At 47.0% G+C, this 25,680-nt stretch carries 24 protein-coding genes; 4 read left to right on the plus strand and 20 right to left on the minus strand.

Annotation, left to right across the window (positions count from 1 at the left end; all coding sequences use genetic code 11):
* Positions 1-22: 22 nt before the first annotated feature.
* Positions 23-928, minus strand: coding sequence for a carbohydrate ABC transporter permease (locus V8Q34_RS14140; RefSeq protein WP_335835723.1), 906 nt, complete (start codon positions 926-928; stop codon positions 23-25).
* A complete protein-coding gene (locus V8Q34_RS14145; RefSeq protein ID WP_118743584.1) occupies positions 855-3,104 on the minus strand; it encodes an ABC transporter substrate-binding protein in 2,250 nt (749 codons plus the stop codon). Before V8Q34_RS14145 ends, V8Q34_RS14140 begins: the two co-directional genes overlap by 74 nt.
* Positions 3,105-3,289: 185 nt before the next feature.
* Between V8Q34_RS14145 and V8Q34_RS14150 the strand changes: the two genes are divergently transcribed.
* Positions 3,290-3,970, plus strand: coding sequence for a response regulator transcription factor (locus V8Q34_RS14150; protein ID WP_103732589.1), 681 nt, complete (start codon positions 3,290-3,292; stop codon positions 3,968-3,970).
* Complete coding sequence (locus V8Q34_RS14155) at positions 3,964-5,280, plus strand: sensor histidine kinase (RefSeq protein WP_335835724.1); 1,317 nt, start codon at positions 3,964-3,966, stop codon at positions 5,278-5,280. The genes V8Q34_RS14150 and V8Q34_RS14155 overlap by 7 nt, the downstream gene beginning before the upstream one ends.
* 41 nt (positions 5,281-5,321) lie before the next feature.
* Here the strand turns inward: V8Q34_RS14155 and V8Q34_RS14160 are convergent, their stop codons facing one another.
* From V8Q34_RS14160 to V8Q34_RS14235, 16 genes are all read right to left on the minus strand, one after another.
* Positions 5,322-5,969 carry a hypothetical protein gene (locus V8Q34_RS14160; RefSeq protein ID WP_335835725.1) on the minus strand — a complete coding sequence of 216 codons (648 nt, stop codon included), beginning with the start codon at positions 5,967-5,969 and terminating at the stop codon, positions 5,322-5,324.
* Positions 5,950-8,481, minus strand: a complete 2,532-nt coding sequence (locus tag V8Q34_RS14165; RefSeq protein ID WP_335835726.1) for a hybrid sensor histidine kinase/response regulator — start codon at positions 8,479-8,481, stop codon at positions 5,950-5,952. The genes V8Q34_RS14160 and V8Q34_RS14165 overlap by 20 nt, the downstream gene beginning before the upstream one ends.
* A gap of 17 nt (positions 8,482-8,498) precedes the next feature.
* Positions 8,499-9,797 carry an ABC transporter substrate-binding protein gene (locus V8Q34_RS14170; protein ID WP_335835727.1) on the minus strand — a complete coding sequence of 433 codons (1,299 nt, stop codon included), beginning with the start codon at positions 9,795-9,797 and terminating at the stop codon, positions 8,499-8,501.
* A 192-nt stretch (positions 9,798-9,989) separates the two neighbouring features.
* Positions 9,990-10,649 (minus strand): PBECR4 domain-containing protein, encoded by a 660-nt coding sequence (locus V8Q34_RS14175; protein WP_335835728.1) that lies wholly within the window; start codon positions 10,647-10,649, stop codon positions 9,990-9,992.
* Between the two features lie 362 nt (positions 10,650-11,011).
* Entirely contained in the window at positions 11,012-11,599 is a 588-nt protein-coding gene (locus V8Q34_RS14180) for a DNA-3-methyladenine glycosylase I (RefSeq protein WP_335835729.1), read from the minus strand.
* Between the two features lie 82 nt (positions 11,600-11,681).
* A complete protein-coding gene (locus V8Q34_RS14185; RefSeq protein WP_335835730.1) occupies positions 11,682-12,464 on the minus strand; it encodes a TatD family hydrolase in 783 nt (260 codons plus the stop codon).
* 10 nt (positions 12,465-12,474) lie between these two features.
* Positions 12,475-12,771 carry a hypothetical protein gene (locus V8Q34_RS14190; protein WP_033139912.1) on the minus strand — a complete coding sequence of 99 codons (297 nt, stop codon included), beginning with the start codon at positions 12,769-12,771 and terminating at the stop codon, positions 12,475-12,477.
* A gap of 189 nt (positions 12,772-12,960) precedes the next feature.
* Positions 12,961-13,173 carry a DUF3791 domain-containing protein gene (locus tag V8Q34_RS14195; protein WP_033139913.1) on the minus strand — a complete coding sequence of 71 codons (213 nt, stop codon included), beginning with the start codon at positions 13,171-13,173 and terminating at the stop codon, positions 12,961-12,963.
* A 2-nt stretch (positions 13,174-13,175) separates the two neighbouring features.
* Positions 13,176-13,415, minus strand: a complete 240-nt coding sequence (locus V8Q34_RS14200; protein WP_033139914.1) for a hypothetical protein — start codon at positions 13,413-13,415, stop codon at positions 13,176-13,178.
* Positions 13,415-13,906, minus strand: coding sequence for a DUF3990 domain-containing protein (locus V8Q34_RS14205; protein WP_335835731.1), 492 nt, complete (start codon positions 13,904-13,906; stop codon positions 13,415-13,417). The genes V8Q34_RS14200 and V8Q34_RS14205 overlap by 1 nt, the downstream gene beginning before the upstream one ends.
* On the minus strand, positions 13,903-14,154 hold the full coding sequence (locus V8Q34_RS14210) for a hypothetical protein (RefSeq protein WP_156120809.1): 252 nt from the start codon (positions 14,152-14,154) through the stop codon (positions 13,903-13,905). The genes V8Q34_RS14205 and V8Q34_RS14210 overlap by 4 nt, the downstream gene beginning before the upstream one ends.
* Before the next feature lie 156 nt (positions 14,155-14,310).
* Positions 14,311-15,270: an anti-sigma factor family protein gene (locus tag V8Q34_RS14215; protein WP_335835732.1), complete on the minus strand. Its 960-nt coding sequence runs from the start codon at positions 15,268-15,270 to the stop codon at positions 14,311-14,313.
* Positions 15,271-15,274: 4 nt separating this feature from the next.
* Entirely contained in the window at positions 15,275-15,751 is a 477-nt protein-coding gene (locus V8Q34_RS14220; protein ID WP_054351407.1) for an RNA polymerase sigma factor, read from the minus strand.
* Positions 15,752-16,173: 422 nt separating this feature from the next.
* Complete coding sequence (locus V8Q34_RS14225) at positions 16,174-17,271, minus strand: winged helix-turn-helix transcriptional regulator (protein WP_103731002.1); 1,098 nt, start codon at positions 17,269-17,271, stop codon at positions 16,174-16,176.
* Positions 17,272-17,363: 92 nt separating this feature from the next.
* Positions 17,364-19,433: an ABC transporter permease gene (locus V8Q34_RS14230; RefSeq protein WP_335835733.1), complete on the minus strand. Its 2,070-nt coding sequence runs from the start codon at positions 19,431-19,433 to the stop codon at positions 17,364-17,366.
* Positions 19,420-20,175, minus strand: coding sequence for an ABC transporter ATP-binding protein (locus V8Q34_RS14235; protein WP_148391883.1), 756 nt, complete (start codon positions 20,173-20,175; stop codon positions 19,420-19,422). Before V8Q34_RS14235 ends, V8Q34_RS14230 begins: the two co-directional genes overlap by 14 nt.
* A gap of 190 nt (positions 20,176-20,365) precedes the next feature.
* On the opposite strand from V8Q34_RS14235, the gene V8Q34_RS14240 reads away from it, so the two are divergent.
* Both V8Q34_RS14240 and V8Q34_RS14245 read left to right on the plus strand, forming a co-directional pair.
* The gene (locus V8Q34_RS14240) at positions 20,366-21,067 is read left to right on the plus strand and encodes a response regulator (RefSeq protein ID WP_033139921.1); all 702 of its coding nucleotides are present in this window, start codon (positions 20,366-20,368) and stop codon (positions 21,065-21,067) included.
* An 18-nt stretch (positions 21,068-21,085) separates the two neighbouring features.
* On the plus strand, positions 21,086-22,378 hold the full coding sequence (locus V8Q34_RS14245; protein WP_335835734.1) for a sensor histidine kinase: 1,293 nt from the start codon (positions 21,086-21,088) through the stop codon (positions 22,376-22,378).
* On the opposite strand, the gene V8Q34_RS14250 is transcribed toward V8Q34_RS14245, so the two are convergent.
* Positions 22,379-24,940, minus strand: coding sequence for an ABC transporter permease (locus V8Q34_RS14250; protein ID WP_335835735.1), 2,562 nt, complete (start codon positions 24,938-24,940; stop codon positions 22,379-22,381). It lies immediately after the preceding gene.
* Positions 24,937-25,614, minus strand: coding sequence for an ABC transporter ATP-binding protein (locus V8Q34_RS14255; RefSeq protein WP_227246036.1), 678 nt, complete (start codon positions 25,612-25,614; stop codon positions 24,937-24,939). Before V8Q34_RS14255 ends, V8Q34_RS14250 begins: the two co-directional genes overlap by 4 nt.
* Between the last annotated feature and the right edge of the window lie 66 nt (positions 25,615-25,680).

The raw sequence follows: 25,680 nt of genomic DNA on the forward strand, positions 1-25,680 counted from the left end.
TGCCGTGCGCACTGTCTTTTTTTTATTCACTGCTCTCCTGCCTTTCGTTCCACCATTCCACTAATACCAGTATCACACTCACCGCAATTGCCATTAAAACTGCCGCAGCGCTCATTTTCTGTATATCCAGCTTGGTAAACCAGTTATTGAACAGGTGCTGCAGCATATAAATGCTCTCATGGGGATAGTCCCCCGCGATCAGATACGCCTCCCGAAACACCCTGAAGGCATTTACAAAGGACAGGACCCCTATGAGGAAAATACTGCCCTTCATCTGGGGCAGTGTAATATACCGAAAGCACTGAAATGCCCCGGCACCACTGACTCTGGCCGCCTCATACTGCTCCTCCGGAATAGCCAAGAGCGCGGCGATCCACAGCACAATATCATACCCCATATTCTTCCACAGATAAGACCCCACCAGGATCCAGAAGGCATATCCTGTATTCATCCAGTCCTGCCCGGTCAGATGCAGCATTTCCAGCATCTGATTCACAGCGCCGTTCTGGTCAAATAAAAGCTTCCAGAAAACTACCACGGAAGCCACCGGAATTGCCATGGGCAGGAGAAATCCTGCCCGCAGTACCCTGGCAAACCCGGTGATGCTGTTTAAGAAAACCGCCGCCACAAATGACAATGCCAGAAGCAGAGGCAGACAGATGCACAGAAACCGCACCGTATTGCCCAGTGCCTGCCTGAAAGCACCGTTTTCCAGCACCTGTCTGTAATTATCCATCCCCACAAAAAGCCCACCCACTGCCTGAAAAAAGGAACGGCGTATCACATCTGCGAAGGGCAGAAGGACAAAGACCAGCAGGCCCAGCAGACTGGGTGCCAGAAATGCGTATGCTGTTTTATTCTGACAGGTAGGTGTCCATTTTCTGGACAATTGCCTTTGCCGCTTCTGCGGATGTCTCTGTACCTTCATAACATTTCTCCACTTCTTCCATAACTGTGTCATACAGTGTCCGGTTTGGAATGAAAGGATTATCCAGTGTGCGGATCAAATCCAGATAGATTTGAAGGGTCTGACTATCGGCATTCCCGTATTCCTCCATGACTTCCTCCCCTGTCTTGGGATCTTTGAAGGAACTGCTTACAACGTCCTGCTGCGCAGCTTCTGTATCTGCGTATGCCAGCATATTCTTAAATGCGCTCTCTGTAACGGGATAGCCGTCCATTGTCTCGCTGCCCTGCACATCATCCGCCAGAAGCGCTTTTATAAATAACTCTGCTGCCTCCTGCTGCTTGGACGATGCGTTGATTCCCGCAATGGTGTACGGCACATAACAGTTATTGATAGTCTGTGGTTCAATCCCTGCTTTCTTGATGCTGTAGGCAGGATACATCATACTGCTGTAACCCTGTAATTCATATAATGATACCCTTCCATCCTTTAATGCGCTGAAATAACCCGCTGAAAAATACACATTCTTGTCTTCGTTCTCCTCCGGATCATATCCGTAAGCTTCCTCCAGCATTTTCGTATCCATATTTTCAAAAATCTTTAAGCAGTCATCTAAAAACTGTGTCATTTTCTCCTCATCAATGCCCCCATCTTCTTTTACGAGGTCCTGATACATGATAGAAAGCAGTGACTCCGCAGCAGGGGTGTGTATCGAATCTCCCAAAACCTGGGCATCCGGATTCTCATTCAGATAAGAAGTCAGGGATTCCAGACTCTCCAGAGCTTTGCCGCTGTCATCCTTGGCGGCCATAATCGGAAGTCCCACACGGGCCGGAATGCCGTAGACCTTCCCGTCTCTGTCAAGCGCTTTTCCGATATTCTCCAGCATACCGCTGTCTTTTACCAGCTCGTCCCTGAGACCGCTTATATCCATCAGGACTCCCTTTTCTATGTAGGAGTCCACCGGAAGTCTGTCTAAGATCAGCACGTCAGCACCCTCACCGTTTAGAAGTTCTGTGTTCAGGCTGCGGATATCATCCGAATTTGGCTTTTCATACTGTCCGACCGCGTAGCTGTAGTCCACTCTTATATCCGGGTTCTGGGTCTGGAACAGGCTTATGGCCTGCTCTACGGTTTTGTTCTCTTTCAGGCTGTAAACGGTCAGTGTGTTTTCCGCTGAAACAGGCATTTCCTTGTTGTAGGTGTAATGTGCCATATACAGTCTGCCCTTGTCATACTCGTTGTACAGAGCGTAAAAATCATCTTCCTCCCCGCAGAAAAATGACGAAACACCAACCTCTGATGCCCCCATTTTCCCGTAAGACCCATCAAGCAGTGTCTCTATCAGATCGCCTGTTTCCTGAAAACGGATAAGCCCTTTCTCGGTCAGTGAGTACCATGTCCCGTCAGATCCGGCGGCAATATTATAAGACTCCCCTTTCTCTTCAAGCGGTACATTTCCCACCGCTGAATAATCCTCTGTGTCATAGAAATCAACACTCTTTCCATCCTTTGCCGTCACGGCCAGTCTGTTCTGTGATGCACAGATCGTATTCTGATAATTTGACATCATGGGTTCCATATCAGCCGAAAAAACTTTTTCACCGTCTTTGTAAATCTCAGCCTGCCCTGAACTGCCATTTCCCACACACAGACTTCCGTCTGCCAGCGCATCTATATCTACCAGCATGGCTGTATACCCGCTCTCATCTGCTTTCAGCAGATTTTCAGGGGTAATATCTTCCCATGTATCCCCATCCGAATTATTTTTTAATACATGCCAGCCATAGGGAACATCCTCAGATGTATTCGTGGGGGTTCCCATTGCATACAGGTTTCCGTCCTGTCCATACTCAATATGGTTTACATACATCTCTGCAGATGTCAGCCCTGTTTCCTCCTGGGCTTCAGACCATTTTCCATCCTGATACTGATAGAAATAATACTTCATACCTGTTTCCGCATTTCCGCTGGAAGTATACAGCCAGAGGGTTCCATCCTTTTCATATGCCCCCACAGGCGTTTCCCCATCCTGTACAGGCGGCTTTAAATCCTCCTCCACATAGCGCCCCATGGCCTTCTCCTGGCTGTCCTTTTTATTGTTGTCCGCTTCCTTTGTCTGTCCGCCGCATCCTGACATCAGGCCTGCTGCCATCACAAGGCCCATTCCTGCGGCCAATATTTTTCTCCACTTCATATTAAAAACTCCTCTCTGCCGGTGATTCTGTCTGATTACCCGGCCCCTTCATCATTTAGGATATCAGATAAATCTCAAAAAGACATTTAAAGCCTGTGAGAATTTTTAAAGATTTTTTTGAGAAATGAATGGTATAATATTTGAGAGAAAAGAAACGTACTTAAAAAGGAAAGGAATGATTACCCATGCGAATTTTATTGATAGAGGATGACCAGGAACTCTGCCATGTGCTGAAGATTTCTTTAGAGAAGGCCGGATATCAGACGGATATCTGCCTGACCGGAACCGATGCGCTGTATTATGCCCTGCAGCCGGTTTACAATCTGATCATTTTAGACCGTATGCTTCCCGGCATGGACGGGCTTTCCCTCTTAAAATTGATCAGGAGCAGTGATATTGCCACCCCTGTTATTCTGGCAACCGCCATTGATGCCGTACCGGAACGGATCGCAGGCCTGGACTGCGGTGCTGACGATTATATTGTAAAACCTTATGATATAGAGGAACTCATGGCACGTATCCGGGCGCTTATCAGACGACCGAAACCCATGGAGGACCACCAAAATATGGAATACGGGGATCTGACCTACCACACTGCCACCTTAAAACTCACCTGCGGAGCGCAGACACAGCAGCTTTCCCGCAGGGAATCCATGCTTATGGAGTATTTTCTGCAGAATCCGGACCAGACCATTTCCAGACAGATGCTGTATTCCCGGGTATGGGGGCCTGACGGGGAGGTGGAGGACGGAAATCTGGATACCTATATTTATTATCTCCGCAAAATTCTCAAAAAGCTGAAAAGCCGTGTCCAGGTCACCACCGCACACGGAATCGGCTATCGATTGGAGTGCCCGCCATGCTGACAACCTTCCGAAGACGGCTGACCCTGCTTTTTGCCGGGACCACCAGCCTGATCCTGACTGTCATATTCCTCATTGTCTGGGTATACCAGAACCACCTGTACCAGGCACAGCAGGAAAATCTGTTTCAGAATTATCTTCTGGAACTTTCCACTAAGCTGGAAGCTGATATACATTTTTCAGATAACTGGCTCGCCTTGATGGAGGCGGAGAACCGCCTGATCATTCATATAGAAGAGAACCGCGTTCCTCTGTTTTTCCCCGGCTCCTGGGAACCGGCCTCCGGCCGCAGCGAATTGATTGAAAAGGCCAGAAAAAAAGCCTTAGATGAGCAGGTGGATATCAGCCGCCCTCCCCTCACTACCTCCATGAGGAAGACTTCTGTCATGCAGATTGAGGGGGAAAAGGGGGATATCTACCAGGCGGCCGCCCTCCTGATGCCCTCAGGCAGTACCTCAAAGGCCCTAATACTTCTGCGGGATATTACAGAGATGAGGCAGCGAAAGCTTTCCCTGGGTATTTTCTTTCTGCTGCTGGATCTGGCCGGATTTGCCGCGCTTTTTCTGGCGGCCCGCCTGATTCTTGGGCGTGCCATGCAGCCGATCGCGGAATATCAGCAGAGACAGACTGACTTTATTTCCGCTGCCTCCCATGAACTGCGCTCCCCGCTCACCGTCATCCAGACCAGCGCTTCTGTCATAGAGGACGACCCGGGACAGGCAGCAGCCATGTCCCAAATCATCCGACAGGAATGCAGCCGTTCCGGGAAGCTTATCCGTGACCTGCTGCTTCTGGCCTCCTCAGATTCGGGTACGCTCTCCAGGAAACTGGAGGAGGTGGAGGCAGACGCCCTGCTTCTCCGCCTGTTTGAATCTTATGAGACAGTCTGCAGACAGAAGGATATCTCCCTCAAACTCCATATGCCGGATGATATTCTGCCGCCGGTCCTCTCAGACCCGGCGTATCTGTACCAGCTCTTGTCCATTCTGCTGGAGAATGCCATAACCTACGGCATACCGCCTTCCGGGGAAAAGCCCGTGATAGAACTGTCTGCTCATCAGTCCGGACGGCATATCACCCTGTCCGTCACTGACCACGGACCGGGCATTCCGGATGAAAAAAAGGAGGCCGTATTCCGCCGATTTTACAGGGGGGACCCCTCCCGAAGCAAAAAGGAACATTTCGGACTGGGCCTGTCCATTGCCAGTGAACTGGCCCGCCAGCTAAAATGCCGCCTTACGGTCCTGGACACCCCGGGAGGCGGTGCCTGTTTCCGAATAGAATTGACGAAAACGGGAACCAGCAGCTCTTAACGCTCTGGTTCCCGTTTTCTGTGCATCGTTTCAACTTCCTCTCATAGGAAAAGCCTGTAAAAACAAAAATAACCCGCTGCAGCCACAACAACTGCAGTTCCTGTATAAAGAATTTTGTTTTCCGCCCTTTTCCAAAATACATACCCGATAGCAGCCATCCCGGCCAGATCAAAAAGGAACTGAAAAAGAAATGTCTTATTATGGAACAGATATATTGCCACCGCTACAGTCTCAGCTCCAAGCCCTCCAATGGGCAGGCCGTACAGAAAACTGCCGGGGCTTCCCCCTTTATTCCAGAAGTACAGTACAAATCCCCCTATACTGCAGAGGCACGCCAGCGCCGTATAAAGTGCCAGCAGATTCCAATGGAATCCCTCGTTGTCAAACATGGGAAGAAACAGACCCAGTATATATTTCAGTAAATAGAAGCTGATATTCATAGCCGTGAGGTACAGCATCACATTCACCGCGGCATTCCGATTGGAACGGCTGAAAAGCACCACAAGGGTAACCGTTACCATCCAGAAGCCAAACAACGTTGCGATGGAACTCAGGCTCCATAAACTGTCATACGGAAAAAAATCCGTAAGTCTGGTCAGGATTCCTGCCAGACATCCCAGCCCTGCCATAAGAATATATGACTTTAAAGCACGCGGTTTACGTTTCGTTTCACTTCCCCGGTTTCTCATCCTGTCCTCCATCTGCTTTCTGGTTCCGGCGGTTTCTATATTCTCTCCTTCTCTTCTCGTCCACAGGTGCCAGCCATTTTTTCAAAATCTCACTCAGCTTCTGGAGCATAATGGGTTTTGCCAGAAAGTCGCTGAATCCTTCTGCCAGAAACATGGCCTGTGCACTGCCGGACGCGTTTGCTGTAAGCACTACTACGGGAATGCTGCAGCAGTTCTTGTCCGGCAGCGCGCGTATCTTTTTCAGCGCCTCCATACCATCCATTCCGGGCATCATGTGGTCCATGAAGACCAGATCATACCTTTCCTTTTTGACCGCATCCACTGCCTCCTGACCGGAGTGTACACAGTCCACCTGCATGCCGTAAGGTTTCATAAGCTCCTCTGCGATCTGCAGATTTAAATCATTGTCATCCACCAGCAGCACCCTGGTATACGCATAGTCCGGGGCCGTCTCCGTGGATAATGCGGTTCCGGCTGCGGGACCGGATGCTTCCAGTTTTTTCAGCAGAGCTGCAGCCTGTATACTGAAAAGAGGCACAAATATGGTCAAATCCTGTGCCTGTACTGACATCAGGGTATGTTCCTTCATTTTCAGCAAAGTGATCAGGGACACCTGGGCCGGCACTTCCTTTCGGTCCAGATTTTGTATGGTCTCTCTGTCTGCCATGGCATATCTGTATTCCCCCGCCCGCAGCTCCTGCACAAACGTTTCATGATCTGTGCAGATTCTGTAAGACATATTCATACGTTTCAGGCATTCTTCATAATACTCCCTCATCAGGGAGTCCGGTTCCATTATCAGCACACTTCTCTTTTGGGGAAACCCCGGTTCCAGAAGGGAGGTCCCCTTCTTCTCTGCCCTCTGCGTAATGCAGGCTGTGAACACGGAACCTTTTCCATATTCACTCTCCACAGAAATATGACCGTCCATCATTCTGCACAGAGCACTGGTTATGACAAGACCCAATCCGGTTCCTTCCCCATTATGACTGTATTTGCTGTCCACCTGGCTGAAACTCACAAACAGTTTGTCCATATCCTGTTTTCTGATACCCACACCGGTATCCTCCACACGCATGGTCAGGAACGCATTCTCTCCCTCCTGCCGGCAGCAAAGAGTCAGGCGGATATGTCCCTCTTCCGTAAATTTCACGGCATTTCCCACAAGGTTCACCAGGATCTGCCGGACACGTGCGGCATCACCGGTCAGACGGGCCGGAACGGATTCATCCACATCCACAAAAAAGCGGACAGGCTTTTCATCTATTTTAATGGCAGCCATATAGATCAGGTCGTAAAGAATATCCTCCAGCTCATATTCCTCATTCCGGATTATAAATTTTCCGGACTCTATTTTTGAAAAATCCAGTACATCGTTGATGATCGCCAGCAGACCTTTACCGGAGTTCAGGATACTGCGCACATACTCCCTCTGCTTGCTGTCCAGGGCAGTGCGCATCAGAAGTTCCCCCATTCCCACAATGGCATTCATGGGAGTCCGTATCTCATGGCTGATGTTGGCAAGAAATTCTGACTTGGCCTGCGCCGCATGTCTCTGGCTCTGGGAGAGCGCCCACAGCACAGCCGCAGCAGCCAGAAGCGCCAGAAAGACCACTCCCGCCGTGATGCTGATCGTGGCAAGCTCCTTTGTCAAAAGATCTGTCTTGGCGGTGATAGCCTCTTTGGAGACAATATTCACAACCGTCCAGTCATGTATTCCCAGGGGACAGTAATATGCATACCGACTGCTTCCAAACTGTTCATAGAGGATCATGCCGGATTTTCCTGCCTTTATATCTGCTTCCGTCCGGGAGAGGTCTGCGCCCTCCCTGATCTCCGCATTCTGCAGGACCCGGAAGAAGTTATTGTAATCCATGCTCTTATTATGCAGAACCAGACTGCCGTCCGTGTCTATGATGTAGGAATAGCCTTCCCCGCCGTAGCTCTCTATGCCCAGCACTTCCTGAAGCTTTGAGGCCTCCAGCATGGCGGCCAGAACGCCTGCCGGTTTTCCTGCTTCGTCCTTCAAAGGAACACTCATTATAATACCGGATACAGCCCGGTTCGTTAGGATATGCCTGACAAGACCGCTGATCTGGCTCTCCCCTTCCATGGCTGCCTGAAAATAGGCTTCTCCGGATACGTCCCCATCCCTGGAAGATTCCGTGGCCTTCAGCATACCGTCTGCCTCCGCGTACCCCACATAGGCAAACTTATGTCTCCTGGCAATATCCTGCAGATAGGGGAGCCGTTTTTCCTCCGGTATGGCAGGCAGTGCGTTCCCGGCGGTCTCCAGGGAAACCTGAGTATCCTGCACCACGTTTTGTATGTAGGAGACAATGTGGTCCGCCGTCTCTGCCAGATGTGCCCGGTTCTCTTCTTTGATGGTACTGTCAAATTTTCTGATATAGCTTGCGGCAAATGCTGCAAACAGCAGAATCACTGCCAGCAAAGCTGCCAATACAGCCACAAACGGCATCCGTTTCCGGGCCTCTGTCTTTTTCTTTCCCACGGGATTTCCCCCTCACTTCATTTACATTTCAGCCGTTCCTGCCTAAGCGCCTCCATCTTTGCCAGGCATTCCTCCGCGGTTTCCTTCCCATCCGCATCCATATATTCCAGAATACAGGAGGCATCCATCTGGGAGAACCCGCGTATGCGCAGCCATGCGGTTGAATCCCGGTAATGCCGCTCGATCAGGCGCTCCGCCTCCAAATACTGCGGCGTGGAAATACTGGCTACCTGATTTTTGAACACAGGCGCTGTGTATATTCCCTCGAATACAGCATTGTAATTATAAGGGTCCGCAAGAAATGTGATAAAATCCAATGCGGCATCCAGCCGTTCACTGTTCTTATTTACAATAAAAAGGCCAAGATTCGGTCCCTCAAAGGTTCCCTCCTCCGGTATCCCTACAAAAGCAGGCATGATTCCGAATTGGGAGGCATCCCCTGTAAAATCCGTATACAGCCAGGTATCCCAGCACAGCATCATGGCGTATTTTCCGCTGTCCATGGCTTCGCTCATTCCGTTCCAGTCATCTGTCCGGTAAGTCTCTCCCAGATAACCCTTCTGCGCCATGGTTTTGTACCAGTCTGCCACCTCTCTCATCTGAGGCAGATCGTCATAGCCCAGAGTGCCGTCGTTCAGGCCATTCAGTATGTCCGTATCCTCCACCAGACAATCCATAGGAAATTGGTAGAGAAGCATGGAAATCTCTTTTCCGGGCATATACAGAGGGGTAATCCCGTTCTGCATAAGGGTCTCGCAGACCTGCAGGAACGCTTCCTGCGTACCGGGAACTTCCAGGTTATATTTTTCAAAGATTTCTTTATTGTATAAGGTGCCGGAAACCGACGCCTCCCAGTGGGGAAGACCGATGATCTTCCCGTTGTATACTGTCTGGTTAATGGATGTATCGGTCAGGTCATCCACCCAGACGGCATCGGAAAAGTCGTAAAAGTTCTCATCCGGCTGAAAGGCTTCAATATTGGTTCCGCCGTAACTCAAAAGAATATCCGGCTTCTCAATCTCCCCCGCCACGCTTGCCAGAACCTGCTGTTCAAATTCTTCCTTTGGTATCTGGACAATTTCCAGCTCATTGTCCGTGAATTCCTGATAGCGGTCAAAGGCTTTTGTTATGTAGCTGCGCTCCATCTCCGGGTAGATTCCCCAGATCACCAGCTTTTCGCCGCTGATGCTGCCCCAGTCATACTGCGGCTCGTCAAAAGCTGCTGCGCTTTCTGTGTGAGCCTGCCTGCTCTGCGCACAGCCTGATAAAACCATGGCCAGTCCCATAACTGCCAGGACTCGGACTCCCTTTTTCATATACCTTTTCACCCCGCCTTTGGACTGCTTTTTAATCTGTATTTATTTGTAACTGTGAGGACACTGAACCATTTATATTTATTTTAACATTTATGGGGGGATATGTCGATATGAGTGAAGAATATAAAGTTTCTTTATAGAATGAAGAAAGGTGACTGCAGAAACGTTTCCGATCCGCTTGAATCGATTGCGTTATAATTCATTACCTTTATAAATATAATCATTAAGGCATATTTTCGCCTTTATCTTATCCGGCAGAATAATATGATTAAAATTCAGGCCTTTTGCCACATGCTTAATCACACTATATATTTCTGTGTCCATATCTTTTTCCAATATAGCCAGAACCTGAGATGGAAACGCTGTCAGTTTCTTAATGTCTTCAAGCAACGCCGATGAAGGTACATAGTGATTACCCTCCCTGCTTAAACCCAGACAGAAATTCACATTGCCCACCACTTTATCAACAAAGAGATAAGGACGCACATTATTATAATCCCCGGTAATCTTTGTTATTTTTGTAATATTCATTATCGAAGGCAGGGCTGCCAATTTTAAATATGTAGTTCCATCCTTTTTAAATTGAAACTCATTTACACTTAATTTATTTTCTATACACTTTCTATAGAAGTTTACCGACTGATTATGTAATACTCGACCATCTCTTTCAATTAACTCTATTCCAGTAAGATGTTGGTAATTTCTCTCATAGAAGGCCACCTCTATGCTTCGTATGCAATTATCCTGCCTCTCACGATAAATAATCAAAAATTTTTTATTTGATAATCTCTTCCTGTACTGTTTTGCACAGTTCAGAACCATTTTTTTAGCTTCCTCTTTTGTATATTTCATATATTAATCCTACATTTCCATAAATTTAAAAAGAGAGTAATAACACCACTGTGTTACATACCCTCTTTTCATGGCTAATTTTAGTGTTGTCTGCCAACGACCAGTAAAAGACTGGTAAACATATCGGATTTTAGTGTTGTCCGCCAACGGCCAATCATATGAACATGATTGACAAATATTTCAGATTTAAGTGTTAGCCCACTAGAAAAGCACGCTTTTCTTCTAACTATTATTATATACAAATGCAGTTTTTATGTCAAGAGACTAATCTCTATTTTTTCTTTGTTATTGCAAATTTTTAATTATCATATGCACTTAATCGCATAGAAATATGTGTATCTATTTCCCCTATGGTGAATATTTTACTCCCTGTATTCCACCGGATATCTCCTACATATCTCATCATACAAAAAGCAATTCTCATCATGGTCATTTATCATCCCGCATGCCTGCAGATGGGAGTACACGGTAATAGAACCCAGATATTTAAAGCCCCTCTTCTTCAGATCAGCACTCACTGCGTCGGATAGTTCATTTTTCGCGGCACCCTCAGTCTGATGGCTTCTGTAAACAAGTGTCTTTCCCCCTGTCCAGGACCACAGATAGGTGTCAAAGCTGCCAAACTCTTCGATTATCTGCAGGAACCTGCACGCATTATTAATGACTGCCTGAATTTTACGGAGGGAACGGATCATTCCGGGTGTCTCCATGATTTCCTGTATTTTTCCCTCATCATACACAGCAATCTTCCTGTAATCGAAGTCATCAAAACACTGGCGGAATATATGGCGTTTTTTCAGCATCATATTCCAGTTCAACCCGCACTGCATGACCTCCATCATCAGAAACTCAAACTGTTTCCTGTCATCGTGGAGGGGAATTCCCCACTCCTCGTCATGGTATTTTTGTAAAATCCCATTGTCCTTACACCAATCACATCTCTCGCTCATGCCTTCTCCTTATATGTGCTTTTTATTCTGTATCTGTTCCGCTCTCCCTTTTTCCCCATCTGCTCCTGCGGCATTTTGAGGGCTAATCTTGAAAATCAAACAGTCTTTCTGCATTCCCGGTTGTAATAGTTATAACTTCCTCATAAGTTAACTGTTTCAAATCTGAAATTGCTTTTACGACTTCCATAAGATTCAGGGAAGTATTTCTGCTCCCGGGGGCTTCTTTGGGTTTTACGTAGGGGGAATCCGTTTCAAGCAAAATGGCCTCCATAGGTATCTGCCTGACTGCATTTCTTACTGCTTCCTCCTGCGGATATGTAATTCTGCCTCCGATTCCGAGAAAAAGTCCCATATCCATATATTCCGCCGCTCTGGCAGTGTCGCCGCCAAAGCAGTGTACCACGCCTGAATGCTGCAGAGGATGTTCCTTTAATATCTGAACAGCCTCGTCATCCGCATCTCTGATATGAAGAATCACCGGAAGTTTTATGTCCTGGGCAATTTCAAGCTGTTTATGAAACCAGACCCTCTGCCTGGCTCTCATTTCTGTGTCCTGAACGCGATAATAATCCAGCCCGGTTTCACCAATGGCAACTGTCTTACTATCTCCTGCCAGTTTCCTGAGTTCCATTTCCCATTTTGTATCCTGCTCTGCATTTTCTTCACCGAGACAGTTGGGATGGATTCCCACGGCATAATAGATCCAAGGGAAGTCATCAAAGAATTTCCGCATCATATGATTGGAATCAAATGTTATAGCAGGATTTACAACCTTTTCCACCCCTGAAGAAACTATTTCCTCCAGCAGACTGTATCTCCCGCAGTCGAACCTCTTATGATCGTAATGTACGTGCGTATCAATCAATATTTCTCACCTATCTTCCAAACAGCCCGGAAAGTGGTTTCAAAGCCTCTCCCAGATTCTCGATTGCCTGGTTCAGGCTGTCTATATCCAGGTTTTCCAGAGCGGGTACTACAGAGTCATTAAAGGTCTTCAAGGTCTGCCGCAGATCCGTCACCAGCCCCGATATATTGATGACCAGTACCACGCCCACTGTGATCAACACCACTGCTATGATTCCAAGCAGTACAGCGATCATCCTTGATACAAACAACTGTTTTCTGAGAAGTTCTGTCTGCTCCTCCTCAAATGTGATCCTGTTATCGTTCATGCTGCCCCTCCTCATTCATATTCTGTTACAAGTATTCTATCACATTTTGCTGTATCTGATGTAAAGATTTACAGATTCTAAACAGCAAAATATCACCGGCCAAAATCCCACCGGTGATATTCTCTGTCCTGCTGAATGTTACTGCGCATTTTTCTCTGCCGGTTACTAATAATGCAGTTCCGCCGGCAATTAAATCATGGTCGATTGTCTTGCCTCGATATACAGGTCAATATCTTCCACAATATACTTTTCTCCGGTTGTATGCAGAGCTTCAAAACAGGAAAAGATATAATCCCATACTCGGTATTTTGTGAATAGTTCAGAAATCTGTCTTCCGGTCAGGCCTTTTGCTGATTTATACTGCTCGGTACAATAGATTAAAAAATTACCTTCTTTACTCATAATCATGCCTCCTCCGGAAATATAAATGTACCTGTCTTTTTTTCTTCATCAAACATATTAAACAGGGTTAGAGCGCTCAAATGCCACAGCTTCGTATCTTCCTGCTCCAGAAAGGAATATACCTCAGAATCATAAAATTCTTTAGTGGCAGACACTTCATCATACGGATAATTCTCAGTGATCAAGTGAATCACCTGCGGTACAAGAAGCATAAGCATAGCTTCAAATTTCTGCTTTTCCATTAAAATTCCCCCTCCGGCACTGTGCCGATAAACTTTAAGTAGTTTAACGCCTTTTCTGAGGTAAGCACTAACTGGTTATATAACTTTTTGATTTTAAGAGCCTCCAATGTCTGCTCCTTAGTTAATACTCCCGCAGTATAAAGGGTAAATGTGGTATAAACATCATCATTAGCAACAGGACCAAAGATAAATTCAAATGTTTCGCCCTCATAGCTGCCTGATCTGTTATCCGATACGAAATCAAGCCATACCTCATCAGCAGTATCAAACCGTAAAATGGAACATTCTGCAAAGGCTTTCTGTTCATCAATCTCATAGATATTGACAATCCTGCGTCCATTTTTTCTGCGCCTGTAAACCTTGTCCGCAAAGCCTATGGCCTGCTTTTTGTTTGTGGTGGTATAGAAACCAAAACCAAAATCCAGAAACCGGTTCTGCTGAATCAGCTTCGGTTCGGAAACGACCACATTACTTCCATGATACAAAATCATAAATTCCCCTCCAATACCTTTGCTGCAAGTTTTTGTTCTTCCAGCAGTGATTTAATCATTGCCTCAATATGATGACGCCTGTCAATCTGCTGTTTAAGTGTTTCAATTTCCTTCTTCCCAACGTACTTGGAAATAATCTTTTTTCCATCCCGGTATTTCAGGTAGTAGTAAGTATTACCTTTGACCTGCTTTTCAGAAATTGTGCCCTTTGGCAATTCCGCAAGAGCCTCCTGGTATTTTGCAAGCATATAATCAATCCGCTGCTTTTCCTGCAGCAATGTACTTATAATTAAATTCATTCTTTTCACCCATCTATATTATACCCAACATTTCTCAGAATATCAATGGATGTTGTGTAAATATAATTATACAGCCGCAGCACCTGAGTTGCAGTTCACTGAATGTTACTGCGCATTTTCCTCTGCCAGTTTCTTAATGGAAATCTCCTCTGTCTTATCTCTGTATTTCACTGTGATCACTTCCTGTCCGGTCAGCTTTATTTCCTCACCGTCTGCTCCCAGAATCGTATTTCCATCCGTAAATGTATAGCCGCAGGATACGCCTCTGTTATCCGGAAGATTTCCGGTGTCATCATAGTGCTCTATGATCTCTATTTCATATTCCCCTTTCTTTTCTGCTGTCAGGGTAAGCCCCATTAGTTTTGGCCGGAAGTCAATGGACACCATGCCATTCTCCATCTTATTGTATGTCATTTCCACGTCTTCAGAAGATGCCAGCTTCTCCCTGCACGCCTCCTCTGCCATTTCTTTCAGGCTGAGTTCTTCTGTTTTATCCCCATACTCTATCCGCAGAACATCATCCTCTGAAATCTGTTCTGCCTTTCCCTCCGGTGTAAGAACTGTCTCCTCATCTATAAAGGTATAACCGCAGTATGCATTTCTGTGATTGGATTTATTCAGTGGGTTTATTCGGGAAGCCCTGACGGTTATCACATTGGTATCTCCCGGTTCTGTCTCCGCATAAAGACATATATTTTTATCCTTTGGCGCAAACTTGATCGTCACAATTTTTCCAACATACTCTTTTGAAAGGTTCACGTCCCCGGACTTTACATTCCAGCTCTTTCCGTAATAGTAACTGAGTCCGCCGAATATCAGCGCGCATATGAGAACCGTCAGTCCGACGGCCTTCCAGATTATCCTTTTTACCTTCTTAAACGGCCGAATCGCCTTCCTATTCGCTTCTGTCATTTCCGGTTTCTGCACTTCCTGTTTCATCTCGTCCAGATACGCCCTGCATTCCCTGCAGTCCTTCAAATGCTCCTCAATCGCCCTGTCACTCTCTCTGCTGGTCAGCCCGTCCACATAGCTGGGAAGCAAATCCCTGATAATTTCGCACTTCATAGTCTTACCTTCCTTTCACAATTTTCTGCTTTGCCCTGTAAAAAGTCACGCGGGCCCAGTTTTCATTTTTACCGAATATCTCCCCTATTTCCTTAAAAGAAAATGCACCTGTTATGCGCAGAAGCACCACTTCCTTTGCAGTCTCGTCCAATATATGCACCTTTTTAAACACATCCATCTTCTCTTCTCTGATACAGAGCTCATCCTCCGGTCCGGCCTTGTCGGAGACCATACTTTCCTCCAGCATGGATGTACCCTTTCTCTTTCGTTTGTCCAGCTCCTGATACCATAAATGCTTGGCGATCTGGCAGAGCCAGGTAGACACCTTACAGGTTCCGTCATATTTATGGGCTGAGCGCACTGCCCGGTAAAATGTCTCCTGGGTCAGCTCCTCCGCGGTACACTCCTCGCGGCACAGGGTCATCAGGAAACGGAACACCGAATCTGCGTATTCCCTGTAAATGACATCCATGTCTAACATCTCTTCCTCACCTCTCTTTACTCATATATCCGGGAAATAGAGTTTTCGTTACAGAAAACGTGAAATTTTTTCTTTTTGATTATACCATATACCATTAATGGCATCCCGTTCGGTACCAAGGGGGTTCTCTAGTTTTCACAGACTTTCAGATAATAGTCCTACATGGAGATATATCCCAGCTGGGCTATTATTCTGTTCGTCAAACCGGAGATTCGTCTACACCTTCCTTCAGACTCGCAGTTACCCACGACGCCCTTGGTGTTCAACTGCATCCTTCCCACTACCGGGCGGATTTCGAGACTTTCACCCTATAGAACGCGCGCCCGCCGGGCGCACTAAAAAGCACTCTGTATCTTTTGATACAAAGTGCTTCAATGTACAAGAGCGTGTTTGAAAATTCATACTGACAAGCTGCAGGATATTTATCTTTGCAGTTCCACCAGCAATTCCCATCTGCCATTCCGCTTTCCGCCCAGCCGTTTGATATAACCCTTTTCCTGCAGCACTTTTGTCCTGTTCTTCACGGTTCGTTCTGACTTTCCAAGCTTTTCAGCTAACTGCTTCTGCGTTATAACAGGATTCTTAGAAATGTTTTTAAGAATTTCAAATTCATCCAAAGTGCAATCCAAAGTGCAATTTTTGCACTTTGAAATCTCTTCTGCTGCACTTTTAATTTCCTTTTCATCTGAATAATCTACATGAAGATAACGATTTTTTAATTGATGATGCCTGTCCATCAGAAAATTCTCAAAAAACAATTCCAAATACTTCGTTGTTGCATGGATATCATTTTTTAAATCATTATAATTAGCCCGCACTAAAGCATTGCGGAAATACCATGAGTGTTCAGCAAATGCTTCATTACTTACCTCAAATCCCAGAGTCTTTAGATACTTTATAATAAATACTGCTGTTGCCCGGGTATTTCCCTCGCAGAAGGGATGAATCTGCCAAATATCAGATGTAAACTTTGCAACATGTTTCACTGCATCTGATACAGTCATTCCCTCATAAGAAAACCGTTTTTCCATATTAAAATCATAGTCCAATGTATCTTTTATACTGTCACATGATGCATAAAATACCGTCTCTCCTTTTAGCACCCATTCTTTTTTTGTAATATTATATGGTCGGATTTTCCCGGCATGATCAAATACACCTTCAAATAGACGTCGATGTATCGTCAGCCATTCAGCAGGTGAAAACTGAAAAGTATGCTCGCCCAAAATTCTTGTGATCCGTGTTGAAACAATATCCGCCTCTTTTGTATCATCTTCTAAGTCTCTGCGTTCGTCCCGCTCTTCATAGTAGCTTTGAATTCTCTTTTGCGCTGCATCAATATTTATTTTTCCCTCAATATGTTCTTTTGCTGTTTCCAACAAATATTCCGATATCTTAAGTCCGTCTACATCCTGAAGACCAATAGCAGTCTGCCAGGACTCACTTTTCTCTGCCTTATCAGGTTCTCCCTGCCGAATATAATTTTCCAGTTCAAACTGCCATTTCTTTTCCTTTGACACTCCCTGTACCGCCTTCCCTGTTATGACATGGCAATATACCTACAAGTACATTATATATTTCTGTTCATCTCCGGTCAATACGGAACAGTCCGTCACAATACAATCCTCTCCATCCTCCGCAGTGACACCCTGTACATCACATACATAAACAGTGCCACTCCAAAAATCAGCCCCAGTTCCATCACAAACAACTGTACCTCCGCTGCATCCAGGTGCATATCATTAAAATAAATCAGCAGCATGGAAAACACAAGAACAATCGTGCTCCCGGCAGCTGTCGGATATGTGAAGATCTTCCGCAGTTGTCGGCGAATCACCCTTTCTATATAATTCCTGTCCGCTCCAAGTCTTCCCAGATCGCTGAAGAGCTGCCTGTTGTCCATTGCGATAGTCACGCTTCTCACATAGGTCATAACACCCACGGCTGCCAGGGAGATCACCGCAATATACACACTCAGCAGCACAAAAACAGCAACCATCTGCATGGCGTCAGCCTTTATCAAAACTTTAAAAAAGGGTGCGTATTTCCAGTCACTCATAAGCTCCGGATTATCCACGGAAAGACCGGCTTCTCCGCTGTAAAAGTATTCCTGTCCCTCCTGTTCGGCGCATTTTTCCTCATAGGCATCGTACAGCGCCAGATGGTCCGACAGTGCTCCCGCATGGGCAATGTATTCCTTTTTCAGTTCCACGGCAAACTCATATGTGCTGTATACATCCTTCACACGGAAGAAGACCAGCTTCTCCCTGTCGGTTTTACCCGCTTCCGCAAAGCGCCGGTAATCCTCATCGGAAAGGATAAAAGTAAAAGGTTCACTGGTATTTGTCAAATTATCGAACTCCTCCGTCCCCTGATAGGACAGTTCCCTGTTCTCTACAGACAGCAGACAGTCCGGTTTCACCCATATGGACGGGTGGTATCCGCTGGGAACGATGGTCTTGTATTCCCCGGGTTTAAGCTCTGTCCCGCGCCCGGCAATCCTGGAAAAATCAGATGCCCGGACAAACGAGGCCAGTTTCCCGGAATTCAGATCCACATATTTCCCGCTGTCTGTCAGATCCCGCATCCGGTAATCCACATACAGCACCACTGCTTCTGCCTCCTCATATGTCTCTATATCCACGTTATACTTTTTCGCCAGCCCGAAAATATCATCCCTGGTGATCTGCTTTTCTTCTGCGGGATAATGCATGGAATAGTCATACGGCGCGTCCTCTCCCCCGGCATAGGCAGAACGGTAATACATGGCTCCCCAAAACGCGGACAAGAGCAGGACAAACACCAGAAGTGTGATCACACACATATTTTTTGTCGTCTGTCTTGCCGTAAAACGCATCAGATTGGCAGACACAATATTCTTATAGTATTTTTCCGGGTTCCTGCCCTTGCCTGTGCGCCCTATCGCACTCAGCATAAAGAGATACAATCCGGCCGCGCTGATACAGTAAGTGACATTCCAGAAAGAGGGCATGACAAACAGAAACCCTCTCATGCAGACTGCAGGCACTGCCATTGCCAGCACAAGCCCTACAAGGATGAGAAAGATGCCGGCCCTGCCCGTCCATGGCTTTATCTCTCTCACCATCTCTGTCTTCCTCTGTTCATTTAATATATCTATAAGATTGACCCGCCGAATAAAACGCAGACCCAGCAGGAAAATGCACAGGACCAGAAAAAGCGCGAATACAATGCCGATAACCAGTCCTCCGGCCCCCACCCGGTATTTCATCCCTGCTTGTGTGAGGATCAGTGCCTCAAATCCCTTCCATATAAGAAAAGAGAGGGGAACCGCCAGCACAAGCCCCCCGAGCGCGTACCGGGCCGTCACTATCCCCACTTCCACGGCAAGGCATTTTCCCAATTTTCTTTTTCTCTCGCCCAAGGCTAAAAGCACTCCGATTTCTCTGCTCTTATGCCGGAAAAACAGATTTGCACCGTAGACCGTAAAAACCGTACACCCCACAAATGTGACTCCCATCATAAGCCATGACAGCTTTCTGGTATCTCCTCCCTCCGGCAGCAGCCCCTGCACGGTGGGGGAAAAATACATAAGTGTAAAGGAAGTCACCAGCAGCACGGAGAGAAACACGCATATTCCCAGCAGGGTATACTGATTCTTATTGTGCCGCCGCAGTTTCCCCATAATTTTATTCATTGTCATCAAAGTCCCCTCCCAATACACGTATCGTATCCAAAAGCTCATCCATAAACGCTTTTCTGTCTCCTCTGTTCTCCCGTATTCCGCTGACCTGTCCGTCCTTCAGGATAATGACCCTGTCGCAGAAGGAAGCCGCGAAGCTGTCGTGGGTCACCATAAATACGGTTGCCTGCATGGTATCCCTTGCTTTGAGAAACGCATCTATCACTGCCCTGCAGGATTTGCTGTCCAGATTTCCCGTTGGCTCATCCGCCAGAATCACCAGCGGGTGGTTCATAAGCGCCCTTGCCACAGCGGTCCTCTGCTTCTCCCCTCCGGATATCTCAGCCGGATACTTCTGCATGATCTTATCAATCCCGAATACCCGGCAGATATTCTCCGCCTTTGACTCCATCTGGGCAGCCGGGCGCTCATCAATGATCTGGGGAAGACAGATATTTTCAAAGACAGTGAGGCCGTCCAGCAGCATAAAATCCTGGAAGACAAACCCCATCTTCCTGTTTCTCACCTTAGCCAGTTCATCCTCCTTCAGTCTGGATATATCCTCCCCTCCCAGAAGAACTGCCCCCTCATCATAAGGAATGAACCTGGAAATGCAGTTTAAAAGGGTGGTCTTTCCGCTGCCGGAAGGCCCCATAACAGCCACAAATTCCCCCTTCTCCACCTCTATGGATATATCCTTCAGAACCGGGTATACCTGGTTACCAATCCTGTAGCTCTTTGACAAATGTTCCACCTGCAGCATAATATTCTCCTTTCACTGATAAAAAACCTGCTGTCTGTCTACACTTTAAATGGTAATACAGAAAGGAAAAACCCGCATTCGGCCCATTGTAAAGTTTGACACTGATTTTGTAAAGTTCCGGGAAAGAATCGACAACCGCCCGGACTTCCTGTAAAATGCAGATAACAGGATTATAAAGGAGTGACTTGCTATGGTAAAAATAGGAATCTGTGATGATGAACCGGAGATGAGAAAACCTCTCCGCCAAATACTGGAACAGGTCTTACAGCTTCAGGGCGTGGAATATCTGATCTCTGAATCGGAATCCGGTGAGGAACTCACTGCCGGAATCTCCTGTCTTGATATTGATATTCTCTTTCTGGATATTGAAATGAGGAGCCTGGACGGCATAGAGACAGCCAAACTGCTGCGCAGAAAGGGGATGAAAGGCATTATCATATTCGTAACCGCTTACCCGGATTTTGTCTTCCAGGGCTATGAAGTCCATGCCTTTCATTACATTCTGAAACCTTACCGGAAAGAAAAAATAGAAGAGGTTCTCAGACAGGCCCTGCATGAGCTGGATCTGTCAAAGGAACAGTATTTCGTAATAGAACAGAAAGCAAGAGTCATCCGCATCCCTCTCAGTCAGACCATTGCTTTTCAGAGCGACCGCAGGAAGGTGGAGGCCCTTTTGGAGGAAGACTTTGTTGCCTTTTACGGCAGGATAGATGAAGTATACCGGGAACTTCCCTCCTGCTTTATACGGATCCATAACCGGTATATCGTAAATCTGAATTATGTGACTACGCTGGAGAGGGACCGGTGCATACTGGGCAGCCGTTCCTTTCCGGTCAGCAGGGCCTTCCGGCAGGAACTGGAAACGGCCTTTGCCAGGGCAATGCTGAAATAAAACAGGGAGGGAAAAAGTATGGACAGTCAAATCATCATGGAAAGCGCAGGGCGGCTCATAAGCATGGGGCTGTATGTGGTCACGTCGTTTTTCTTCTGCCGTATGCTCTGTTGTATCCTCCCTCAAAAAGAGGGACGTTTCTATGATATTCTCATTTTTATATCCGGCATTTTCATTCCCGGCATGGTCATTGACCCTGAGGACATGTTCAATGTCACACTGGATCTGGTCTGGCTGCTGCTTCTGACGCTTTTTTGCTTTAAAGGCTCTGTAGTCTCCAAGTTCTCTGTGACGGCTGTCATCTATCCTCTGATCATTGCCCTGAACTTCCTGGTATCCGACATTTCCCTGAGCATCTGGCTTGCCAGCGGGAAGAGTTTGCCGGTAGATCTGGCAGTCACTATCCTGGACGGCTGTATTCATATTCTCTTCTGGTATCTGATCTACAGAACCTTTGTCAGCAGAGTCCGGCAGGCCAGCCGACTGTACAGCCGCAATACCTGGATTCTTCTGGGAATCATCTGCCTTGCCTCCCTTGTGAGCATCACAGGGTATATTTATTATCCCCCGGAGGAGACCTATAAAATATGGCCCTGCGCCATTGCCTGCATGGCAACCAATATAGGCAGCCTCTATCTGGCAGGGTATTTTGTGAATACCATTCAGCAGGAAATGGAGCAGGACAACTTGAAACTTCAGCGTGTTTATTATGAAGAACTGGAGAGAAACCAGACAGAAATACGCAGATTCCGCCATGATATGAACCACCACCTGCTGGTCATCCGGGATTTGTTTGACCGGGAAGACAGGGAGGCCGCCCATGCCTATTTTCGGGAACTGGAATCCCAGATAACGCCCAAAAACCGGTGCTTCTGTAAAAACAGCGTTCTGAATGCCGTACTGAACGCAAAATACAGCCAGGCTGAAGACAGCGGCATTGACTGCTTTTTCCACATTGATCTGCCGGAAGTCACAGCCATTGACCAGGTCAGCCTGTGTTCCATATTCGCCAACACACTGGACAACGCCATTGAGGCCTCACGGAAAATACCTGAACCGGAAAAGCGCAGCATTTCCGTCAAGGCCAGAATAGCGGACAACGGATTCTTCAGCTATGAGATCAAAAATGAAAAGAGAAATAAAGTCCTCATGGATAAAGGAAACTATATCTCGGATAAGAAAAACAAATCCGAACACGGCCTGGGTCTCTCCAATGTACAGAGGACTGTGGAAAAATACAATGGAACACTGCACATTTCCTATGATGATACCTCTTTTACCGTGGTCATACTCATCGGAAACGCTCTGTAGCTAATCCACATCCGCCCGCAGCCTCTCAATCACGCTTTCCTTCTGTGTCATCTGATAAATAAGAGGCGGAACCATAACACATACCGCGATGATGACCGCAAATAAAATCAGGTTATAGAGGACAGGCAGAGAGTACCCCATATTGTACACCTTTACACTCTGGAAGACTATATAACTAAGGGGCAGTCCCACGGCCATAGAGAGCAGGATAGACAGTATTCCGTAACCAAGTCCCTCCTGGACCAATACCTTCCTTATCTGCCCCGGCGTCATGCCCAGGCTCTCCAGAGTGGCAAACTCCTTTGCCCGGTTCTGGACACCGGCTGCCATCATGTTGATATAATTCAGAATGGCGAGCACTGCCAGGATTATGCCCAGTCCGCCGCCCAGGACTTTCACCTGCTGCTCCGATGACTTCATCTCCTGGTACCGGGTCAATTTTGAATCAAAAGAAATTTGTTTTTCATCCCGGAAGACACTTTTTACTGCTTTCTCCGTCTCTTTGTCATACGGCTTCTCATACTCTATCCGTACCACTTCAGTTAAAATATTATCCCCCATAAGTTCCTTCGCCAAAGTATTGCTGACCAGCAGATTCGGGCAATAGCCTCCGGAATATTCAGACGGGTCATCTATTACATTTCCTCCGTCCATACTGCTTTCTCCAGTTGCTGCAACAGTTATCTCATGCTCTTTCTCCGGCTCCTGACCATCCGGAAGGAAAAAACGAAATTTTTTTCCTACTGCCTCCTCTGCAGATGCCCAGAATGGCACTGCGATGGCAGTCTCTCCCTTTTCAAAGGCTTCCTCGTCTAAATTCCCTCCCAGAGTATCATTTATCTTCCGGAATTCCTCGGGACTGATTCCCACGAAACGCCCGTCGAATATGCAGTTTAACGCACGCGGATCTTTTTTGTATTCCTCTATATCTTTTTCATAGTCCCCCGGTGAGTATCTGCTCTGATATAGTCTTTTATAATACGGACCTAATAACTCCTCCTGATATGGGACAATCATCTGTGCCGTAGTCACCGGCCTTATCTCCTTCACGCCCTCTATGGCGCGGATCTCATCCAGTCTCTCTTCCGTAATAAGAGGCAGTTTTTCTTCCAGGGTTGTCTGATTATTAACCGTAATATCACACGAACGGATCTGATTCAGGATATTTTTCGCGTCATTTCCCCTGATCACTGCATTGACACAGAGAAATACAGTCAGAACTACGAAAAAAGAGCCCAGGATCACAGCGGCCTGCTTCCTGTCCCGGAACATATTCCTGCGGGCCATGTCCTTCAGACCTCTCTCCCGCTCCTTCTGCTTCTCCCTGCCTTTTGTAAGCCCCGTGTAGCTGACAGCTTCAATGGGGGAACACTCCCCTGTGATAACAGCCGGTTTTCGGCAGCCGGCAATGACTGTAGCTGACGAAAACAGGGCGGCTCCCACGTAAATAAGAGGATGTACCGTGACAATCTTCATTCCTGACATTTCAGGGTCTATCAATCTGAGCGCCGTAGGGATGAGTCCGGCCGAAACCGCTGCTCCAAGCGCCATCCCCACCGGTATGCCCATACAGGAATTCCAAAGCGCCTGAAGATAGACCAGACGTTTTAACTGCACAGAGGTCATGCCCAGAGTCTTAAGCTGCCCGTAATACCGAATGTCCTTTGAGACAGAGATATAAAGCGTATTATAGACAAAGAGATAGCCGCTTATAAGAATCATCACAAGCAGTCCCCCAACGCCCACTGCCATCCTGATAAAATTCTGCATAATATGGTCATCTGCTATGAGCATCTGCCTGTCCTGCAAATCCAGGGGTTTCTGTATGTTCATAATATCTTTCGCGGAATAAAGAGATTTCTTTAAGGTGATCTTCAGCGCTCCCTGGGTAAAATCTGTCTGCTTCACACCTGTCGTCTCATAAAACGACTGTGACACATAGCCATACTGCTTTCCGGAATAGTCCCTGTAATATCCGCTTAAAATAAACGTTTTGCTGATATTTTGCTGTGCAGACACCGAATCTTCCAGCTCCTGTCTCTCGGGGTCCTCGGCTAAAGAATAGTAGGTGAGGGGTAATTCCATTCCGATCTCCGGCTCCTTGATTCCCATGTCCTCCAGAGCCGCAGTGGAAAGTACCAGTTCCTCCTCTTTTTTCGGATAACTCCCTTTAAAAAACTCGTATGCCGGAATGCACTGCTTTTCCCAGCAGGTGTCGTCCACCCAGTAAAGCCTTGTTTTATCAAGGGATACATCCCGGTATGTCTCAGCAATGGCACATTTGACAGCGACTCCCGCATACTTTACGGATTCCATATCCCTTACCAGCTCCACCTGGTCTGCGCGGGGTTCCGTCAGTTCCATGTCAAAATCCATTCCGTTCATGCGGATAGCGCGCTGGGATACGGCATCCCAGTAACTGATACCGATTCCCAGCACTGCCGTTATCAGAAATGTAGTGAGGATAACCGCAAAAACAGTGAGCGCATTCCGTTTCTTATTTGCCCTGTAAGTCCTCATTGCCACAGAGGCGATGATTTTCCTATTGTTCACCTTCATCATACAGCATCACCTCCGCAGATTCTTCCATCCTCCAGACGTATGATCCTGCCTGCCATCTGGGCGATTTCCTCGTTGTGGGTGATCATGACCACCGTCTGGCCCAACTGCTCGCCGGATACCTTAATGAGTCCCAGGACGTCCTGGCTGGTGCTGCTGTCCAGGTTGCCGGTTGGTTCGTCAGCCAGGATAATGGCCGGCTTTGCTGCCAGCGCCCTGGCAAGGGCTACCCTCTGCTGCTGCCCGCCGGAGAGCTGATTCGGCATGGCAAACTTTTTCTCTCCCAGACCCAGCATCTCCAGAATATTCTCCACAAATTTCCTGTCGGGCTTGATGCCGTCAAGCTGGATGGGAAGTATGATATTCTCGTATACATTCATAAGCGGGAGCAGATTGTAGTTCTGAAATACAAACCCGATCTTCCTGCGCCTGAATATGGTCAGCTCATCCTTTGTCATACCGGATATGTCCCTGCCGTCCACGATCACCGTTCCGGATGTGGGCACATCCAGACCGCCCAGCATGTGGAGTAAAGTAGATTTTCCGCTCCCGGATCTGCCTACAATGGCTATAAATTCACCTTTTTCCACAGTAAGGCTGATTCCGTCCAATGCCCTGACCGTTGCATCTCCCAACTGATAATATTTCCTCAGATTTTCCGTAACCAGTATTTCCATATGAAAAGTCCTCCTCGTTCTTGGTTCTCCTACAATATAACAGAGAAAGCTTTCCACATCCTTTCT

It is taken from the genome of Blautia sp. JLR.GB0024 (genome assembly GCF_037000545.1).
Taxonomy (GTDB): domain Bacteria; phylum Bacillota; class Clostridia; order Lachnospirales; family Lachnospiraceae; genus Blautia; species Blautia celeris.

Excerpts from the sequence above, each read along its gene's own strand:
- V8Q34_RS14170 (WP_335835727.1), bottom strand. The coding sequence starts at position 9,797 with ATGAAAAAGGGAGTCCGAGTCCTGGCAGTTATGGGACTGGCCATGGTT.
- V8Q34_RS14255 (WP_227246036.1), bottom strand. The coding sequence starts at position 25,614 with ATGGAAATACTGGTTACGGAAAATCTGAGGAAATATTATCAGTTGGGA.
- V8Q34_RS14210 (WP_156120809.1), bottom strand. The coding sequence starts at position 14,154 with ATGCTTGCAAAATACCAGGAGGCTCTTGCGGAATTGCCAAAGGGCACA.
- V8Q34_RS14240 (WP_033139921.1), top strand. The coding sequence starts at position 20,366 with ATGGTAAAAATAGGAATCTGTGATGATGAACCGGAGATGAGAAAACCT.
- V8Q34_RS14150 (WP_103732589.1), top strand. The coding sequence starts at position 3,290 with ATGCGAATTTTATTGATAGAGGATGACCAGGAACTCTGCCATGTGCTG.
- V8Q34_RS14140 (WP_335835723.1), bottom strand. The coding sequence starts at position 928 with ATGAAGGTACAGAGACATCCGCAGAAGCGGCAAAGGCAATTGTCCAGA.
- V8Q34_RS14155 (WP_335835724.1), top strand. The coding sequence starts at position 3,964 with ATGCTGACAACCTTCCGAAGACGGCTGACCCTGCTTTTTGCCGGGACC.
- V8Q34_RS14200 (WP_033139914.1), bottom strand. The coding sequence starts at position 13,415 with ATGGAAAAGCAGAAATTTGAAGCTATGCTTATGCTTCTTGTACCGCAG.
- V8Q34_RS14145 (WP_118743584.1), bottom strand. The coding sequence starts at position 3,104 with ATGAAGTGGAGAAAAATATTGGCCGCAGGAATGGGCCTTGTGATGGCA.
- V8Q34_RS14180 (WP_335835729.1), bottom strand. The coding sequence starts at position 11,599 with ATGAGCGAGAGATGTGATTGGTGTAAGGACAATGGGATTTTACAAAAA.
- V8Q34_RS14175 (WP_335835728.1), bottom strand. The coding sequence starts at position 10,649 with ATGAAATATACAAAAGAGGAAGCTAAAAAAATGGTTCTGAACTGTGCA.
- V8Q34_RS14250 (WP_335835735.1), bottom strand. The coding sequence starts at position 24,940 with ATGATGAAGGTGAACAATAGGAAAATCATCGCCTCTGTGGCAATGAGG.
- V8Q34_RS14220 (WP_054351407.1), bottom strand. The coding sequence starts at position 15,751 with ATGTTAGACATGGATGTCATTTACAGGGAATACGCAGATTCGGTGTTC.
- V8Q34_RS14190 (WP_033139912.1), bottom strand. The coding sequence starts at position 12,771 with ATGAACGATAACAGGATCACATTTGAGGAGGAGCAGACAGAACTTCTC.
- V8Q34_RS14230 (WP_335835733.1), bottom strand. The coding sequence starts at position 19,433 with ATGACAATGAATAAAATTATGGGGAAACTGCGGCGGCACAATAAGAAT.
- V8Q34_RS14245 (WP_335835734.1), top strand. The coding sequence starts at position 21,086 with ATGGACAGTCAAATCATCATGGAAAGCGCAGGGCGGCTCATAAGCATG.
- V8Q34_RS14235 (WP_148391883.1), bottom strand. The coding sequence starts at position 20,175 with ATGCTGCAGGTGGAACATTTGTCAAAGAGCTACAGGATTGGTAACCAG.
- V8Q34_RS14160 (WP_335835725.1), bottom strand. The coding sequence starts at position 5,969 with ATGAGAAACCGGGGAAGTGAAACGAAACGTAAACCGCGTGCTTTAAAG.
- V8Q34_RS14215 (WP_335835732.1), bottom strand. The coding sequence starts at position 15,270 with ATGAAGTGCGAAATTATCAGGGATTTGCTTCCCAGCTATGTGGACGGG.
- V8Q34_RS14195 (WP_033139913.1), bottom strand. The coding sequence starts at position 13,173 with ATGAGTAAAGAAGGTAATTTTTTAATCTATTGTACCGAGCAGTATAAA.
- V8Q34_RS14205 (WP_335835731.1), bottom strand. The coding sequence starts at position 13,906 with ATGATTTTGTATCATGGAAGTAATGTGGTCGTTTCCGAACCGAAGCTG.